This is a genomic window from Nocardia coffeae (assembly GCF_019890715.1).
Lineage (GTDB): Bacteria > Actinomycetota > Actinomycetes > Mycobacteriales > Mycobacteriaceae > Nocardia > Nocardia jiangxiensis.
Genome location: NZ_JAINZY010000001.1, coordinates 19,282 through 35,162, shown reverse-complemented (window position 1 = coordinate 35,162; position 15,881 = coordinate 19,282). Strand labels below are relative to the sequence as shown.

The following is a 15,881-nucleotide window of genomic DNA, read 5'->3' as shown; positions in this document are numbered from 1 at the left end:
TCGCGCCGATAGAGCTACGTGTGGTAGTGGCGGTCGTTTGGCAGCTCAAGGGCGTTGTACGCCGGGCGCTTCAGCCGGTTCCGGGTCCTACCGCAGCAGGATGGCGCTGAGGCGCTGGGCGGCGGACCGGACGGCGGCGCCGAAGTTCTCCTCGTCGTCGGGACCGATGTCCAGGGGGGAGACGCCGATACTCGCGACGGCCGCCGACCCGCGTCCGGGAACCGCGGCGGATACGCCGCCCACGGACGGGACCAGTTCCCCGTGCGATACGGCGTAACCGCGCTCGCGGGCGCGGGTGATCTCCTCGCGTTCGCCGGGAACGGGGGGAAATGCGGCCAGGATCGCCAGCCCTGCCGAACCGCGGTCGATCGGATCGATCTGTCCGGTCTGGAAGGCGACGTGGATTCGGGCGTGGCGAGGTTCGACGACCATGAGGGCCCGCACCTCGGTATCGCTCTCCCGGACGACGAGGTGCGCGGTGGCCTGCACGCTGTCGGCGAGCTCCTCCAGCACAGGCCGGGCCAGGGTGCGCAGATCCTGTTCCACCGGTTCGGCCAGCCGCACCAGCCCGAGCCCGAGGAAGACGCGCTTGAAATCGTCCCGCCGGCACAGGTGGTGATGTTCGAGCGTGCGCACGAGCCGGTGCGCGACCGTGCGATGCACCCCGACCTGCTCCGCGATCTCGGTGACCGAGATGCCCTCGGTCCTGCGCGCGAGCAGTTCGAGGATCTGCAGGCCGTTGTGCAGCGTCTTGGACATATCCGACCCGACATCGCCGCTGGTGGCCGCCGGTTCCCCGGACGCCCGTAACTGAGGCATAGCTGAACTCCTTGACCGTTGTGACCTGAAGCACCTACAGTGTTCACATATTACACGCTGCGTGCGATTATCGCACACTTTGAAAATTCTGGAAAGTTATGTCGCCAATTTCCGCCGTCGATGCAGGTACGGTCGCGGCCATTCATCAGCTGTACGCCCGGCAGAGCCGAGCGATCGACTCCGGTGCTGCCCAGGAGTGGGCGCGGACCTTCACCGCGGACGGGAAGTTCCACTCGCCGACCTACCCGGAACCGGTCGTCGGCACCGCCGCCCTGACCGAGTTCGCGGCCGAATTCGATCGCGCGGCCCGCGCCGCCGACGAACGCCGCAGGCATGTCCTGAGCAACCTTCTCGTCGAGCGGGTCGATGCGGACACCCTCGCGGTGAGCGCCTATCTGCAGGTCATCGCCACCCGGATCGGTGGCGAGTCCCGGCTGCTGCGGCTCACCACGATCACCGACCGGCTCATCCGCGACGTCGACGACTGGTCGATCACCCGCCGGGTGGTCGAGCGGGACGACGATCCCCGCTGAAAACTCTTCTGCCCCTGATTATTTCGAAGGAGAACTCATCCATGACCACAGCAACCGGAGCATCGAACCCGGGCCGGGTCGAGCACGACCGGATCGAGGTCGTCCATCCCGACATGGTGGGTAAGGCCGCGGTCGTGACCGGCGCGGCGCGCGGAATGGGCGCGGTCTTCGCGGCCGGACTCGCCGCCCGCGGCGTGGACGTGCTCGGCGCGGACATCAACGACGAGCAGATGACGGCCACCGCCGCCCAGATCAATGCCGACCTCGCGGGCGTCGAGAAGCCGGGGCGCGTGGTCGCCGCCCGCGTCGACGTGACCTCCGCCGACGAGCACGAGGCGCTGGCCCGGCGCGCCGTGGCCGAGTTCGGGCGACTGGACTTCTGGATCAACAACGCGGGCATCTTCCCGTTCGCCGAGGCGCAGGACATCTCGCCCGAGCAGATCTCCGCGGTACTGGACGTCAACGTGGAAGGTGTGCTGTTCGGCGCGCAGGCCGCAGCGAGGCATATGCGTCCCGGCGGCGCGATCGTCAACATGTCCTCGGTGTCCGCGGTGCGGGTGCGTCGCGGCCGGGGCGCGTACTGCACCTCCAAGGCGGCGGTCGCGCATCTGACCGAATCGCTCGCGGTGGAGTTGGGCGACAAGGGAATTCGGGTGAACTCGATCGCCCCCGGCTACATAGACACCGAGATGACCCGGTGGGTGCAGGAGGATCCGGCCGCGCTCGCGCACGCGCTCGAGGTGGTTCCGCTGCATCGGCTCGGTTCGCCCGAGGAGGTCCTGGGCCCGCTGCTGTTCCTGCTCTCGGACAGCGCTCGATACGTCACGGGACACTCCATCGCCGTCGACGGCGGGTCGCGGCATGTCTGAGTCGCCGAGCACCGAAACGTATCCCGACGTCGTGCTGATCACCGGCGCGGCGCGGGGGATGGGCGCCAACCACGCACGAGCGCTGGCCGCGCGCGGTGTGCACGTCTGCGTGGCCGACATCATCGACACCTCCGAGGTGATCGCCGAGATCGAGCGGGCCGGCGGCAGTGCGTCGGGCCACCACCTCGACGTCGCCGATCCGGCGGCCTGGGCTCGCACCGTCGACGAGATTCGTTCCGGCCCAGGCTCTCTCGGTGGATTGATCAACAACGCCGGTATCTCGCGCCGCCTGGAATTCATGGACACCCCGGACGAGATCTGGGAGCAGACCATGCGGATCAACCTGTTCGGCCCGTTCTACGGAATCAAGGCCGTCGCACCGCTGATGCAGGAGAACGGTGGTGGCGCGATCGTCAACATCTCCTCCATCGCGGGGCTGATCGGATATTTCTCACCGGCCTACTCGTCGAGCAAATGGGGCCTGACCGGACTGTCGAAATCCGCGGCCGGGAACCTCGCGAAATGGGGGATCCGGGTGAACTCGGTGCATCCGGGCCTGGTAGGCACGGACCTGGTGCGCGGTGCGGACGAATTCGTCGCAGCCTCGCTGCGAAGCATTCCGACCGGTCGCAAGGCAAGTCTGGACGAGGTCACCGATGCGGTGTTGTTCCTGCTCTCGGATCGCTCCGGCTACATCACCGGCACCGAGGTCACCGTGGACGGCGGGCTGATCTCCAACGGTCTGTATCACCGCGTGCTCGCGGATGCGGAAGGAAAACTGTCATGAGCGAGGACTCCTGGGACGTCATCGTGGTCGGTGGCGGCGGTGCCGGACTGGCCGCCGCCGTAACCGCCGCCGAGCACGGCGCGACGGTGCTGCTGCTGGAATCGGAGACCGAACTGGGCGGGTCGACGCAACTGTCGGCGGGCCTGTTCACCGCCGCCGCCACCAGCGTGCAGCGTGCCCTCGGCATCGAGGACGACGCCGAACGGTTCTTCCAGCACTACATGGACCTCAACCACTGGATGCTCAAACCCGGTCTGATCCGCACCTTCTGCGAGCAGTCCGGGCCGACCCTGGAATGGCTGATCGGCCTGGGGGTGGAGATTCCGGCCTGGATCTCCTCCAACGCCCACATGCCCGGTCTGAGTCAGGCCGGTGTGGAGGACGTCTGGCGTGGACACGTGCCGAAGGATCAGGGGTACGGCCTGATTCAGGTTCTGGACAAGGCGCGCCGGGCGCACGGTATCGAGACCGTGCTGGCGACCCGGGCGCAGTCGCTGATCCGGGAACACGGTCGCATCGTCGGCGTGGTCGCCGATGACGTCGAGGTGCGCGCGAACGCGGTCGTCATCGCCAGCGGCGGCTTCGCGCAGGACGCGTCGCTGGTCGATCGGTATTTTCCGGCCGCGCATGCGGCGGGTGAGTCGCTGTTCGTGGTCGCGGCTCCCGGCAGCCGCGGCGATCACCTCCGGTTCGCGCAGGACATCGAGTCGTCGGTGACCGGACAGGGCTGGGGTCTGCTGCTGCCGACCGCGTACTTCCAGCGTCATCATCACTGGACCTCGGGTTTTCCGCCGAAGTCCCGGATCTACGTGAACGGTCTGGGTCGCCGGTTCATGGACGAGGACGCCTCCTACGCGGTCTCGACCGGGATCATGGCCGCCCAGCCCGGCGAGGTGTGGGCGGTATTCGACGAGACCGCGCGGCTGGGTCTGCCGTCCGGGTACACCGACTGGATTCCCGAGCGCGTCGCCGCGGAGGCGGACGCCGGGCGAACGTTGCGCGCGGCGACTCTCACCGAACTCGCCGATCGCATGGGCGTGCCCGCCGAAGCGCTGACGCACACTGTGACGCGCTGGAACGAGCAGCTCCCGCACGGAAGTGACGAGGAGTTCCTGCGGCATCGCACCCTGGCGAACAAGGGCTCGTCCGCCGATCCCGATCCGATCGCGCAGGCACCCTTCTACGCGGTCCGGATGCTGCCCGCGGAACTCGTCTGCACGCACGCGGGTATGGAAATCGACAGTGCTGCAACAGTTCTGGACCGGAACGGAAATCCGGTACCCGGCCTGTTCGCGGCGGGGGAGGCCGGGGCCGGGGTGCTCGGCCAACGCTACGTCGGCGGCGGCAACGCCGTCGCCAACGCGCTCACCATGGGCCGGATCGCCGGCCGCAACGCCGCGCGCCTCGCGCGGCGCGGGACCTCCGCGGGCCGGGCACCGGCCGGAGTCTGATCTGGATCGCATCGGGCCGGGCCCGATGGCAGCAAGGAATATCTCATGCACGGAATCGACACCCCCACATCGTCGTCGGACGCCGAATCCACTGCCGGACAAGGCAAGTCGATCGCCAAGGTCGTTCGCGCGGCCATTGTCGGCACCGTCGTCGAGTACTACGACTTCGGTATCTACGGCTATATGGCGACCACCATCGCCGCGCTGTTCTTCGCCGGGGGCGATGACACCGCGGCGCTGCTGGGCACCTTCGCGACCTTCGCCGTCGCGTTCTTCCTGCGAGTGCCGGGCGGCATCGTCTTCGGCCACGTCGGCGACAAGTACGGCCGCAAACGCGCGCTGTCCTGGACCATCCTGCTGATGGTGGCGGCCACGGTGCTGATGGGTCTGATGCCCACCTATCTGACGCTGGGCATCTGGGCCACCGTGGCCCTGGTCCTGGCGCGTTGTCTACAGGGTTTCGCCGCGGGCGGCGAACTCGGTGGGGCGAACGCCTTCGTCTCCGAATCCGCGCCGAGGCATCGGCGCGCGACCTACACCGCGATGGTCAACTCCGGGACCTATCTCGGATCGCTCGTCGCATCATTGATCGCGCTCGCGATGACCTCGCTGTTCACCAAGGCCGAGATCCTGCACTGGGCGTGGCGAATTCCGTTCCTGCTCAGCCTGCTCATCGGCGGTGTGGGCATCTGGATCCGCAACAGCATGGAGGAGACGCCGCAGTTCGACGAACTGTCCAAGAAGGGCGAGACCAAGAAGGTGCCGATCATGGAACTGCTGCGCAGTTCCGGCGGGCCGCTGGTCAAGATCGTTTTCCTGGGCGCCTTCATCACCGGTGGTTACTACATCGCCTCGGTGTATGCCGCGACCTACCTGCAGAAGAGTGGTCACCAGTCGTCCTCGGTGGCCTTCCTGTCCACCTCGCTGGCATTGGTTCTGGGTGTGGCCACGCTGCCCATCGCGGGAGCCGCGGCCGACCGTTACGGGCGCAGGGTGGTGCTGATCGGCGGCAGTGTGGCCGGGGTCGTCCTGGGTGTGCCGATGTTCATGCTGATGGCGGGCGGCAGTGTCTGGCAGGCCGTCTTCGGGCAATCGGTGCTGTTCATCGCCGTTTCGGTGGTCAACGCCGCCTCCTATGTCAGCTATGTCGAGATGCTCAAGGCGTCGGTCCGCTACAGCGGTCTGGCCCTGGGCAACAACATCACGAACATGCTGCTCGGCGGCACCGCGCCGTTCATCGCCACCTGGCTGATCGGTGTGACTCGAAACAGCCTCGCCCCGGCGGGTTACTTCGTGTTCTGCGCGGTGTTGACCCTGGTCGCGGCGTTGTTCGTCCGGGAGACCAAGGGCATCGAGTTGCCGGTGGACTGAGCCGTACCGACGGCCGGGCCGGGCGTGTCATGAGGGGCGCCCGGTCTGCTACCCGGTGAACGCGCCGATCTCGCGGACCGCGTCCAGCAGCGGGTGGTGCGCGTCGCGGACGGTGGCCTCGCGGTTGGTGACGATGTTGATCGCCGCGAGCTCACCCCACCCCGGCAGCGGCGCGGCGATGGCGTGCGCACCGGCATTGAGTTCGCCGTGGGTGGTGATGAAACCCTGCGCTCGCGCCGTCGCGACCCGATCGGGCTCAGCGGGTTGTGGCGGACCGGCGGCGAGGGCGGCGACTCCACCTGCGCCACGATCGAGCGGATCGCGATTGCCGAGCCGGTACGAGAACCGCGGGCCATCGCTGGGCGGTTCGGCGACCAGCGTCGTGATCGCGTATCCGTCGACCACCTCGACCAGCGACGCGGTCGCGTCGACCCTGCGCGCGAGACGTTCGAGAACCGGTTTCGCGACGTCGCGAAGCTGCGGGCGGGCCGGACCGAGCAGACCCGAGACCGCCGGGCCGATCCGGTAGGCCCCCGCATCGTCTCGCACGGCGAATCCGGTGCGCTGCAACGAGATCAGCAATCGCGTGGTGATGGAGCGGTGCAGTCCGCAGGCCGTGACGACCTGCGCGGTGGTCAGGCCGTCGGGATGACGACCCAGCTCGACCAGTACCGCCAGACCGCGTTCCAGCGTCTGCGCACCATCGTTCGGTTCAGCGCGTGTCACGGGTGTCATTGTTCTCTTTCCGATCTTGCCCGCGATCTTCGGTCGGTGTGGGGACGTTCGGTGACCGGGCAGTTCGAGTGCTCCGAGCTGTCGGCTGTCGAGGGGAGATTTCAGTCGCCGAGTGGTTCGAGCACGGTGCGTTCGTTGGACGAGTGGTCGAGGCTCGGGGCTTTCAGCGGTCGAGCAGCCCGAGTGCGGCCAGGTCCTCGTAGGGTTCGTCGATGCTGCACGAGCCGTAGGAGATGAAGAGCGTTCGCGGTGTCGTCCGGGCGGTGTCGCCGAGCGTCTCGGTGAGGACGGCCGCGTCCCGCTCGGCGAGAATCGTTGCGAGCGAGTTGTTTCCGGCGTTGTCCAGGGCGGCCGACGCGGCGCACAGGACGTTGAGGAAGCCGTGGTGCTCGAATCCGGTTGTCGCGTCGGTGTGCCGGAGCGCATTGTGTAGTCCCGCAGTGCATTTGAAGGGGGTGGAGCTGCGGGCGGCGTCGCCGATCCAGGTCGCCAGTTCGGTGTCGTCCGGGAATGCGTCGGCTTGCGTTCCGCCGGTGCGGAATTTCAGCCGCAGGCCGTTGGCGGCGACGGCGGCGAGTACCTCGGGCCACTCCGGGTGGCTCGGGCGCGGCACTTCGACGTAGGTGGTGATACCTCGGCGATCATGGTTCGCGATGGCGGTGACCTGCGGAGTCAGGGGTTGCGACCGGTCGAGTTTGACCTCCAGCGCACGCACGGCGACCCGAAGGCCGTCGGCCGCCTCGATCGTCTCGGCGACGGCGTCCGGGGTCGGGACGACGACGCTCACCGGCAGGGGTTCGGGGAACAACTCGGGTGTGGCCAGTTGCGCGGCAGCCGCGAGGGCGCCGGCCCCGAGAACGAACGGGCCAACCAGGGCCTGCACACGTGAATTCCGGTGTGCGGCATGGGCGATGACGGCCTCGGGCAGCGGCAGTGATCCCGGCGGAAAGATCGCGGCGTCGTCGACGAGGGCGGCAAATACGTTCGGGATTGACATGGGTCACACTGTAGCGCAGTATGGTCGATAATAGGTTATCTAATGACCGTTTATCGAACATTCGGCCGTCGAGTATCGAGGTGAGGTATGGCGTACTACCGACGCGTGGGCGAGGTGCCGGGCAAGCGGCACACGCAGTTCCGTGACAGCGAGGGTGTGCTGCGATACGAGGAACTCATGGGCGAGGAGGGGTTCACCTCGGACTCCTCGCTGCTGTATCACCGCACGATCCCCTCGGCCATCGTGGGCAGTGAGATCTGGGATCTAGGGGAGCAGTCGAGGATGCCGAACCATCCGATGAAACCGCGTCACCTGCGGCTGCACGAACTGTTCGCCGTCGACGCGGCGGCCGGGATCGATGCCGTCACCGGCCGGCGCCTCGTGCTGGGCAACGGCGACGTGCGGATCGGCTACGTGGTGGCCGGTGCGGTGTCGCCGTACTACCGCAACGCGATCGGCGACGAATGCGTGTACGTCGAGTCCGGGCGCGGGGTCGTGGAGACGATATTCGGCGTGTTGCCTTATCGCACAGGAGATTTCGTCGTCATCCCGCGGGCGACCACGCACCGCTGGGTGCCCGACGCGGCCGAGGGGCCGAGCCGGTTGTACCCGATCGAGGGCAACAGTCACATCGCACCGCCGAAGCGCTACCTGTCGCGTTTCGGTCAGCTGCTGGAGCACGCGCCGTACTGCGAGCGCGATCTGTACGGACCCGACGAGCCGCTGCTCGCCGAGGGCGCCGATGTCGAGGTCCTGGTGAAGCATCGCGGCTCGACCGGCATCGTCGGCACCCGCTTCACCTACGCCGACCATCCGTTCGACGTCGTGGGCTGGGACGGCTGCCTGTACCCGTACACCTTCAACGTCGAGGACTTCATGCCGATCACCGGCAAGGTGCACCAGCCGCCGCCGGTCCACCAGGTCTTCGAGGGCGACAACTTCGTGGTCTGCGCGTTCGTACCGCGCAAGGTCGACTACCACCCGCTGTCGATTCCGGTGCCCTACTACCACTCCAATGTCGATTCCGACGAGGTCATGTTCTACGTCGGCGGCGATTACGCGGCTCGCAAGGGTTCCGGGATCGGCATCGGGTCGGTGTCACTGCATCCCGGCGGGCACGCGCACGGGCCGCAGCCCGGTGCGATGGAGGCATCGATCGGCGTGCAGCAGGTCGACGAGCTGGCGGTGATGGTCGATACGTTCCGCCCGCTCGAGCTGGGCGAGGCCGCGACCGCCAGCGATGACGGCGTCTACGCCTGGGCGTGGGCCGGACGGAAGATCCGGTGAGCGCGCCCGCCCTGGTGAGTACGGACAAGCAAGCTCGTGGAGAGGTGACCCGATGACCGCCGCCGAACGCCTGGCCAGCACGGGCTTCGACATCAACCATCTGCCGTACGGATCGTTCTCGACCTCCGAGTCCGGACCGAAACTTGGTGTGCGCCTGGGTGATCACGTCCTCGGTGCAGCCGCTCTGCTGGGGCATGCCGATGCCGCGCCCGAGGACGTCGCGGCCACGGACCACGCGAACCTCGACACTCTGCTCACCCGCGACCGCGCCGCCTGGGATCGCGTCCGCGCCGGGATCGTTCGTGTCCTGACCGATCCCGCCCTTGCCGAAACCGTTGTCGCCGAAGCTGTTCCACTCTCCGTGGCGAGTCTGCATCTGCCGTTCACCATCGCGGACTACGTCGACTTCTACGGCAACGAGTTCCACGCCTCCAACGTCGGCCGGATCTTCCGTCCCGGACAGCCGCCGCTGACGCCGAACTGGAAGCATCTGCCCATCGGCTATCACGGCCGCGCGGGCACCATCGTCCCCAGCGGCACCGAGATCGCCCGCCCCAAGGGGCTGCGCCCCGAAACCGAAGGGGCGCCCACCTTCGGTCCGAGTCGTCGCCTGGACATCGAGGTCGAAATGGGCTTCGTCCTGGGATCCGCTGTCCCGCAAGGGGAAGTAGCCCTCACCGACGCCGACGACCACATCTTCGGACTGACCCTCACCAACGACTGGTCCGCCCGCGACATCCAGGCGTTCGAATACGTCCCCCTCGGCCCCTTCCTGGCCAAATCCTTCGCCACGTCCATCTCCGTCTGGGTGACTCCCCTGGCCGCCCTCGACCGGGCCCGCACCGCCCCGCCCCCGCGGGACACCCCGCTCGCCCCCTACCTGGATGACTCTGCCACTCCCGCATGGGCTTTCGACATCGAAATCGATGTCGTCCTGAACGGCGAAGTGGTCTCCACCGCCCCCTACGCCACTACATACTGGACCGCGGCTCAGATGCTCGCCCACATGACCGTCAACGGCGCGGGCCTACGACCGGGCGACTTCTTCGCCAGCGGCACCATCTCCGGCCCCGATGCCAACCAGCGCGGCTCCTTCCTCGAAATAACCTGGGGCGGAAGCGAACCCCTGTCCCTGGCCGACGGCACCGAAATAGCCTTCCTGCGCGACAACGACGAAGTTACCCTCCGCGCCCGAGCCGCCGGGCCGGAGGGCGCCATCACCCTCGGCGAAACCACCGGGCGCATATTGCCTTCCCGCTGAACAAGATTCGCACGCCGTTCGCGCGCCGCCGGCCCGCAACTCGGCTCAGTCGACTTGGGGCTCGCGGCGTAGCGAATGCGGGGTCACGTGTGCCATGAGGGCGGCAAATGCCATGACCGTTCCCCTGACACGATGTGGTCGATCGGTTCTCAGATCGTCAGGACCATGCGATACCGCGCGCGCCCCTGGTCCATGTCCGCATACGCTTCGGCGGCCCGATCCAACGGAAGTTCCTGTGTGCGCGCCCGCACACCGGACTGAACCGCGAAGTGCATCGTGTCCTCGATGTCGCGCGCGGTTCCGGAGGGATGGCCGATGACGCTCAGTCCCGGGCCGATCAGCTGCAGCGGGCTGATCGGCAGCGGTTCCGGGGTGACGCCGATGGTGATCAGTTCACCGCGCGGCGCGAGCCCGCCGATCGTCTCTGCCATGGCCTGGGCGCTGGCCGCGGTTCCGAGCACGACCGACGCGCCGCCGAGTCGGCCCAAAGCCTCGCTGACGTCCTCGGACGTCGAGTCGATGTAGTGGTGGGCGCCCAGCGCACGAGCGTCATCGGCCTTACCCGCGCCGCGGGCGATCGCGATCGTCTCGAAGCCCATCGCGCGTGCGAACTGGACGCCGAGGTGGCCGAGCCCGCCGATGCCCAGGATCGCGACGCGGTCGCCGGGTGTCGCACGGCTCTCGCGAAGCGCGTGAAATGTGGTGACCCCGGCGCACCCCATCGGCGCGGCTTCCGCCAGGGTAAGCCCGTCCGGGACACGGGCCAGGGCGTTCGCCGGGACGGTCACCGATTCGGCATATCCGCCCGGGTAGTGCCAGCTGGGGACCTGCATATTCGCGCAGTGGATGAAGTCGCCCTTGCGGCACGGAATGCATGTGGCACAGTTCCCGCCGAACCAGCCCACCGCGACGCGGTCGCCGACGGCGAAGTTGTCGACCCCGACCCCGACCCCGACCCCGACCCCGAGTTCGGCGATGGTTCCGGCGATCTCGTGCCCCGGCGTCAACGGCCAGGTCAGCCCCGGAAATCCGCCGCCGACGAACGCCCGGTCGGTGCCGCAGACCCCGCATGCGGCGACCTGGATCCGCACATGGTCGCGGGGCGTCGCCGGTGTGTCGACGTCGACCAGTTTCAGCGCGTCACCGGCGGACTGCACGTGAACAGCCTGATGAGTGGACATCTACATCCTCGCTTTCCTCGGTAACGGTGGTGAGCCTTCGAGGAGCCGCGGGCGTCGGCGGACCGGATCACTGAGCTCGGCGAAGGAATGGTGCTACTCGGCAATGCGGGGTGAGGATCGTTCCCGGACAATTATCCGCCGTCCGGCCGCATCGGCCGCGGGTTCTGCGGCCCGTGCGGAAAATGGGCTCGTGACCTCGCGGTTGTCGAGATCTATTCGCAGGTCGTGAATGAGTATCCCGCCGCACGAATTACATGAAAGACTGTCGGCAGGAAGCGCTACAGGATTCGAGGCAACGGCAGCCAGGACCTCCCGACCGAGTCGGAGGATCTCCGTCCGGACCAGATGAAATCTGCAGAGGAGCTACCGTGAGACGAACGATCGCGGCAATCGCCGTGGCAATCACACTTATCGGCCTGGGTATCGGTACTGCACGCGCGAGAAACAGCACCCCGGAGGTCGGTCCGGGAACTTCGATCGGGCTGTGCACCATCACCACCGCCGGACACGACGCGCAGGGCAACGCAGTTGCGCTCACCGCCGGACACTGCATGTTCAGCCGCGGCCAGACGGTCTACGCCCTCGGCATCGGGAAGATCGGCCATTTCGTCACCTGGAGCTCGAAATGGGCGCCCCTACAGTCCGACGGTTCCGACGACTGGGCGGTGATCGAGCTGGACCGCGGCGTGGGCATTTCCGTCACGGCTCCGAACGGTGCGGTGCTCGATCACTTCGGCACTCCCCACGTCGATCGCCGAATGAGCAAATACGGCCAGATCACCGGCACCACCACCGGCAACATCGCGGTGATCGCGAACAACATCCTGAAGTCGGGCACCGCTTCGTTGATCGGAGACTCGGGCGCCCCCGCCTACCAGGGCACAGGAATAGTCGGCCTCATGTCGGTCATCACCCTGGGAGCCCCCGCCAGCCTGTTCTGGTACTCGGGCATCGACGGCATCCTGCGCGAACTGAACTCCCGCCCCGGTACCATCGGCTACGGCTTCACGATCGGATGACCTTGTCCGAGTAGGGATCACCGGCCAATCCGATGGCGGGTGCACGGCTGCGTCCGCAGTCTTCATGTCCCAGCATCGGATTGCATCCATCGATTGAAAGACATCCTCGGACAGGCTGTTTCGATCCCGGTGACGTGCATGACCGCATCCGGCTCGAGTGCGTCGAGATGGTTCGGGGCCGGTGCGAGCACGATGTCGACGCGCGACTACATGAGCGGCCTCTCCACGTCCAGCCGATGCCACCACCACGCCTCGTCGCGGTGTCGCCCACGATGGTCGCCATACGGATCCGGCAGGCTGCGCTGTCGAAACTCGCGATCCAGCGCCCGAACCACCTGTGCGAGTTCTACTTTCGCTCGAACGGGTAACTCGCCGAGCATGAACTCCAGGGCATCACGCGCGTGCCGCACGTCGTCCTGCAAGCAGTCCGGACACCAGCAGTACCAATGCATCGGGTACAGCGGGAAGCGCGCATCTCGCCGAAGGAATTCACGGTATCGATGTAATGCCGAAGCGGTTGCGCCCCAATAGATGAGCTCGCAGTCGCGGTTCGCTGATTCCACACGATGCACGGCTCGCGCTGTTCTGTCGGACAGCCTTGCGATGGATGTCGGCGGCGGCCCGTACACCGGGCGGCGGGATCCCCGGGTTCGAGCGCGTAGCGCGCCGGGCCGGTTACGCGGCACGGCCCTTTCGGTCAGCGAACATAAGCGAATTGTGTCACCACGACGATCACATCGTCGACCGAATTACCCGATGAGGCCCCACGCTCGGCGCAGCTCGTACCATAAAGGTGATGGCCACTCGGAATCCGAAGCTCATCGCCCTGTCGGGGCTTCCCGGCGTGGGCAAGACCACCCTCGCCCGCCGTTTGAGCGCCGAGCTCGACGCCGTTCATGTCCGACTCGACACGATCGAAGCAGCCTTGACCGCGTCCGGGATGGTCGAGCGGGCCGGAGGATGGACCGCAGCTCCCGACGCCGGCTATCGAGTCGCCTACGCCCTCGCCCGCGATCATCTCGAGGCAGGACACGACGTCGTCGCCGACAGCGTGAACCCCCTGGCGATCACGAGGCACGCATGGGCGGACTGCGCACAGGCCGGACACGCGGCCCTGGTCAACATCGAGGTGATCTGCAGCGACCGCGCAATTCACAAGCGCCGCATCGAATCCCGGACCTCCGACCTCGACGGACTGACAGTGCCGACCTGGCAACAGGTCGAAGAACGCACCTACGAACCCTGGCCGACATCGGTACTCCGCGTCGACACAGCAACAGGCATCGACCAAGCGATCGAGCTCATCGCCACCGCATTGTGCGGACAACGCATGCGGTCGTCCCGCTGGCAAACCATGCCGGCAACCTTCTCCCATGCTGAGCAGTGATCATCGGTCCTGCCAGGAGCGCCGGGATGACGGCCTTCTACGTCGGCAGGCCCGCCCCGATCACACCCTCATCCACTTCGACGCTGAGCCACGCCCAATTGTTTTGTGCGGCATACGGCTCGAGAGCGGCATCAGGATCACCCTCCGCGGCAGCCTTCAGAAAAGGCTCGAGTCGATGTTCGGGCGGCAGGTACCAGACCTCGGCTGCGACTGAATTCCTCATCCATGGATGTATCCTGTGCTTGAACGCCCCAGTGTCGCCTCTGAAGCAATTCATGCGCCTGGGGCTCCCTAATTTTCGGGGTCGAGCTACACGTTGAAGCGGAACTCCTCCCGCGCACATCGATCGAAGGAACGGTCTCCGGCCTATTGAGCGACGGTCCGTGAACAGCTCGTGTGACGCTCGAAATCTCTGTCGCGCAACCGGTCCCATCAAGCAGCTCTCGGAACGCCGAGAGTGCACATCGATGCGGAGGTTGGATTCGGGGCGAGGGCATTGCTGCCACTGCCTCGGCAGCTTCGACACAACTCTTGACAACGTACAACCAATCGGTTGTATATTTTTCTCGTGACCGAGTCGGACGAGGAGGACAGGGCCGATGCCCTGTTCCACGCGCTCGCCGACCGCACCCGGCGCGACATCATGCGCAGGGTGCTGGCCGGAGAGCGCTCGGTCTCCGCTCTCGCCGCGAAGTACGACATGAGCTTCGCGGCAGTGCAGAAGCACGTCGCCGTGCTGGAGAAGGCCGGTCTGCTCACCAAGCGGCGGGACGGTCGCGAGCAACTGGCCAGCGGCGACGTGACGGCGGTGCGGTCGGTGGCGTCCATGCTCACCGAGCTGGAGCAGGTCTGGCGTGGCCGCATCGCGCGCATCGACGAGCTGATCGCATCCGACCCCACACCGAATCACAGACAAAAGGAGTAACAATGCCCGTCATCGACGTTCAGCACGACCTGGACTCCCGCACCCTGACCATGACCGCTGAATTCGCCGCGGGGGTGGAGCGGGTCTGGCAGATCTACGCCGACCCGCGTCAGTTGGAGAAGATCTGGGGCCCGCCGACCTACCCGGCGACCGTCGTCGACCACAACCTCACCCCCGGCGGCCTGGTGACCTACTTCATGACCAGCCCCGAGGGCGAGAAGTTCGCCGGGTACTGGAAGATCACGGCCGTCGACGAGCCGCACAGCTTCGCGTTCGAGGATGGATTCGCCGACCTGGATTTCGTCCCGAACCCGGATATGCCGGTCTCGCAGAACATTTTCACGTTCACCGAGCAGGACGGCCGCACCCGCGCCGTGTACGCGAGCACCTACGAAACCGCCGAAGGGCTGCAGAAGGTACTGGAGATGGGTGTCGTCGAGGGCGCCACCGCCGCAATCAACCAGATCGATACACTCATCGCCTCCTGATCCGGCGACAGCCGGTCGCGCATCGAAAGTCCCATGCGGGCAGCGCTATTACGCATCGAGCAGTCGACCAGGCGTTTCGATCGTCTGCGAGAATCGCCGAAGCCGATGGCTTCCAGACGATTTCGAGAGGGACCCCAACTGCCGATTTCAGGGTGGCCGTTGCGCGGTCGAGCGGAGTCGGATCCTGGGCGATGAGGTGAAGTACTCGCGCAGCAGACCGGTATTGGCCCAACGCTGTTCGCTGTCGCGAAGCCCGGCAACGGGTGAGATCCGTACAGGTCTTCGTCGTGATGCCGTGGGGGGCATGTGCATCCCGACGACGACCTCATGGTTGCGCATGGTTGTCCAAATCTACTGTCCGACAACCACAACCCTGCCCAACCTCAACGCGCGGGACATGCGGACGCGGCTACCGCTGATCGGCTATACGTTGAATCTCAACTCGACCCTCTCGACATCGATCAGCGGACCCATGTCCGAGCCGGTGACCGAAAGCGAGGGAACGGTGGTTTCGACATGCAAAGTCTCTACTGTGCAACTGATCCCATCCCAATAAGCTCCGGCTCCCACGGCCCGGAAAGCGCGGCACTGATCCAAAACCTCCACGCCGACATGATCATCCACGAGGTAATGCTGCGATGCTCTGAGTCCACAATCGTCACTGGACGGTCCCAGTCAAACCGACCGGAACAAGGTTATCGATAGGGCACGCACCTCACACCGCAGTGCTATAAAACTGAACCGGAAAGATATTGACAGATCGGGGGACAT

The 15,881-nt window shown here is 66.4% G+C and carries 17 protein-coding genes; 11 read left to right on the top strand and 6 right to left on the bottom strand.

Translation table 11 applies throughout. The features are described 5' to 3' along the window. Positions 1-87: 87 nt before the first annotated feature. Positions 88-819 carry an IclR family transcriptional regulator gene (locus K7711_RS00175; RefSeq protein WP_372460081.1) on the bottom strand — a complete coding sequence of 244 codons (732 nt, stop codon included), beginning with the start codon at positions 817-819 and terminating at the stop codon, positions 88-90. Positions 820-917: 98 nt separating this feature from the next. Here K7711_RS00175 and K7711_RS00170 point away from each other — a divergent pair, with 98 nt between their 5' ends. From K7711_RS00170 to K7711_RS00150, 5 genes are read left to right on the top strand one after another with little or no spacing between them, the layout of a single operon-like run. After that, positions 918-1,352, top strand: a complete 435-nt coding sequence (locus K7711_RS00170) for a nuclear transport factor 2 family protein (protein ID WP_222963743.1) — start codon at positions 918-920, stop codon at positions 1,350-1,352. A 41-nt stretch (positions 1,353-1,393) separates the two neighbouring features. Then, positions 1,394-2,221 (top strand): SDR family NAD(P)-dependent oxidoreductase, encoded by an 828-nt coding sequence (locus K7711_RS00165; RefSeq protein WP_222963741.1) that lies wholly within the window; start codon positions 1,394-1,396, stop codon positions 2,219-2,221. Then, positions 2,214-3,008, top strand: a complete 795-nt coding sequence (locus tag K7711_RS00160; protein WP_222963739.1) for an SDR family NAD(P)-dependent oxidoreductase — start codon at positions 2,214-2,216, stop codon at positions 3,006-3,008. The genes K7711_RS00165 and K7711_RS00160 overlap by 8 nt, the downstream gene beginning before the upstream one ends. Beyond that, positions 3,005-4,459, top strand: a complete 1,455-nt coding sequence (locus K7711_RS00155; protein WP_222963737.1) for an FAD-dependent oxidoreductase — start codon at positions 3,005-3,007, stop codon at positions 4,457-4,459. The genes K7711_RS00160 and K7711_RS00155 overlap by 4 nt, the downstream gene beginning before the upstream one ends. Positions 4,460-4,504: 45 nt before the next feature. Beyond that, complete coding sequence (locus K7711_RS00150; protein WP_222963735.1) at positions 4,505-5,830, top strand: MFS transporter; 1,326 nt, start codon at positions 4,505-4,507, stop codon at positions 5,828-5,830. Positions 5,831-5,878: 48 nt separating this feature from the next. Here K7711_RS00150 and K7711_RS00145 read toward each other — a convergent pair whose 3' ends face one another. Both K7711_RS00145 and K7711_RS00140 read right to left on the bottom strand, forming a co-directional pair. Continuing rightward, on the bottom strand, positions 5,879-6,556 hold the full coding sequence (locus K7711_RS00145) for an IclR family transcriptional regulator (RefSeq protein WP_222963733.1): 678 nt from the start codon (positions 6,554-6,556) through the stop codon (positions 5,879-5,881). 172 nt (positions 6,557-6,728) lie between these two features. Then, positions 6,729-7,562, bottom strand: coding sequence for a hypothetical protein (locus tag K7711_RS00140; protein WP_222963731.1), 834 nt, complete (start codon positions 7,560-7,562; stop codon positions 6,729-6,731). 87 nt (positions 7,563-7,649) lie between these two features. Here K7711_RS00140 and K7711_RS00135 point away from each other — a divergent pair, with 87 nt between their 5' ends. Further along, the gene (locus tag K7711_RS00135; RefSeq protein ID WP_222963729.1) at positions 7,650-8,849 is read left to right on the top strand and encodes a homogentisate 1,2-dioxygenase; all 1,200 of its coding nucleotides are present in this window, start codon (positions 7,650-7,652) and stop codon (positions 8,847-8,849) included. 52 nt (positions 8,850-8,901) lie between these two features. After that, positions 8,902-10,110 (top strand): fumarylacetoacetase, encoded by a 1,209-nt coding sequence (fahA, locus tag K7711_RS00130; protein ID WP_222963727.1) that lies wholly within the window; start codon positions 8,902-8,904, stop codon positions 10,108-10,110. A gap of 149 nt (positions 10,111-10,259) precedes the next feature. Here the strand turns inward: fahA and K7711_RS00125 are convergent, their stop codons facing one another. After that, positions 10,260-11,291 (bottom strand): alcohol dehydrogenase catalytic domain-containing protein, encoded by a 1,032-nt coding sequence (locus K7711_RS00125; RefSeq protein WP_222963725.1) that lies wholly within the window; start codon positions 11,289-11,291, stop codon positions 10,260-10,262. 368 nt (positions 11,292-11,659) lie between these two features. Between K7711_RS00125 and K7711_RS00120 the strand changes: the two genes are divergently transcribed. Then, positions 11,660-12,310, top strand: coding sequence for a chymotrypsin family serine protease (locus K7711_RS00120; RefSeq protein ID WP_222963723.1), 651 nt, complete (start codon positions 11,660-11,662; stop codon positions 12,308-12,310). A 206-nt stretch (positions 12,311-12,516) separates the two neighbouring features. Here the strand turns inward: K7711_RS00120 and K7711_RS00115 are convergent, their stop codons facing one another. After that, complete coding sequence (locus tag K7711_RS00115; protein WP_222963721.1) at positions 12,517-12,732, bottom strand: hypothetical protein; 216 nt, start codon at positions 12,730-12,732, stop codon at positions 12,517-12,519. Between the two features lie 374 nt (positions 12,733-13,106). On the opposite strand from K7711_RS00115, the gene K7711_RS00110 reads away from it, so the two are divergent. Continuing rightward, positions 13,107-13,697 (top strand): P-loop nucleotide/nucleoside kinase family protein, encoded by a 591-nt coding sequence (locus K7711_RS00110; RefSeq protein ID WP_222963719.1) that lies wholly within the window; start codon positions 13,107-13,109, stop codon positions 13,695-13,697. A 37-nt stretch (positions 13,698-13,734) separates the two neighbouring features. Here the strand turns inward: K7711_RS00110 and K7711_RS00105 are convergent, their stop codons facing one another. Beyond that, complete coding sequence (locus K7711_RS00105) at positions 13,735-13,920, bottom strand: hypothetical protein (protein ID WP_222963717.1); 186 nt, start codon at positions 13,918-13,920, stop codon at positions 13,735-13,737. Between the two features lie 345 nt (positions 13,921-14,265). On the opposite strand from K7711_RS00105, the gene K7711_RS00100 reads away from it, so the two are divergent. Both K7711_RS00100 and K7711_RS00095 read left to right on the top strand, forming a co-directional pair. Beyond that, positions 14,266-14,622: an ArsR/SmtB family transcription factor gene (locus tag K7711_RS00100; RefSeq protein ID WP_222963715.1), complete on the top strand. Its 357-nt coding sequence runs from the start codon at positions 14,266-14,268 to the stop codon at positions 14,620-14,622. 2 nt (positions 14,623-14,624) lie between these two features. Further along, positions 14,625-15,110 carry an SRPBCC family protein gene (locus tag K7711_RS00095; RefSeq protein ID WP_222963713.1) on the top strand — a complete coding sequence of 162 codons (486 nt, stop codon included), beginning with the start codon at positions 14,625-14,627 and terminating at the stop codon, positions 15,108-15,110. The last annotated feature ends 771 nt before the right edge of the window (positions 15,111-15,881 follow it).

Coding starts and splice junctions, on each gene's coding strand:
- K7711_RS00175 (WP_372460081.1), bottom strand. CDS start 819: ATGCCTCAGTTACGGGCGTCCGGGGAACCGGCGGCCACCAGCGGCGAT.
- K7711_RS00170 (WP_222963743.1), top strand. CDS start 918: ATGTCGCCAATTTCCGCCGTCGATGCAGGTACGGTCGCGGCCATTCAT.
- K7711_RS00165 (WP_222963741.1), top strand. CDS start 1,394: ATGACCACAGCAACCGGAGCATCGAACCCGGGCCGGGTCGAGCACGAC.
- K7711_RS00160 (WP_222963739.1), top strand. CDS start 2,214: ATGTCTGAGTCGCCGAGCACCGAAACGTATCCCGACGTCGTGCTGATC.
- K7711_RS00155 (WP_222963737.1), top strand. CDS start 3,005: ATGAGCGAGGACTCCTGGGACGTCATCGTGGTCGGTGGCGGCGGTGCC.
- K7711_RS00150 (WP_222963735.1), top strand. CDS start 4,505: ATGCACGGAATCGACACCCCCACATCGTCGTCGGACGCCGAATCCACT.
- K7711_RS00140 (WP_222963731.1), bottom strand. CDS start 7,562: ATGTCAATCCCGAACGTATTTGCCGCCCTCGTCGACGACGCCGCGATC.
- K7711_RS00135 (WP_222963729.1), top strand. CDS start 7,650: ATGGCGTACTACCGACGCGTGGGCGAGGTGCCGGGCAAGCGGCACACG.
- fahA (WP_222963727.1), top strand. CDS start 8,902: ATGACCGCCGCCGAACGCCTGGCCAGCACGGGCTTCGACATCAACCAT.
- K7711_RS00125 (WP_222963725.1), bottom strand. CDS start 11,291: ATGTCCACTCATCAGGCTGTTCACGTGCAGTCCGCCGGTGACGCGCTG.
- K7711_RS00110 (WP_222963719.1), top strand. CDS start 13,107: ATGGCCACTCGGAATCCGAAGCTCATCGCCCTGTCGGGGCTTCCCGGC.
- K7711_RS00105 (WP_222963717.1), bottom strand. CDS start 13,920: ATGAGGAATTCAGTCGCAGCCGAGGTCTGGTACCTGCCGCCCGAACAT.
- K7711_RS00095 (WP_222963713.1), top strand. CDS start 14,625: ATGCCCGTCATCGACGTTCAGCACGACCTGGACTCCCGCACCCTGACC.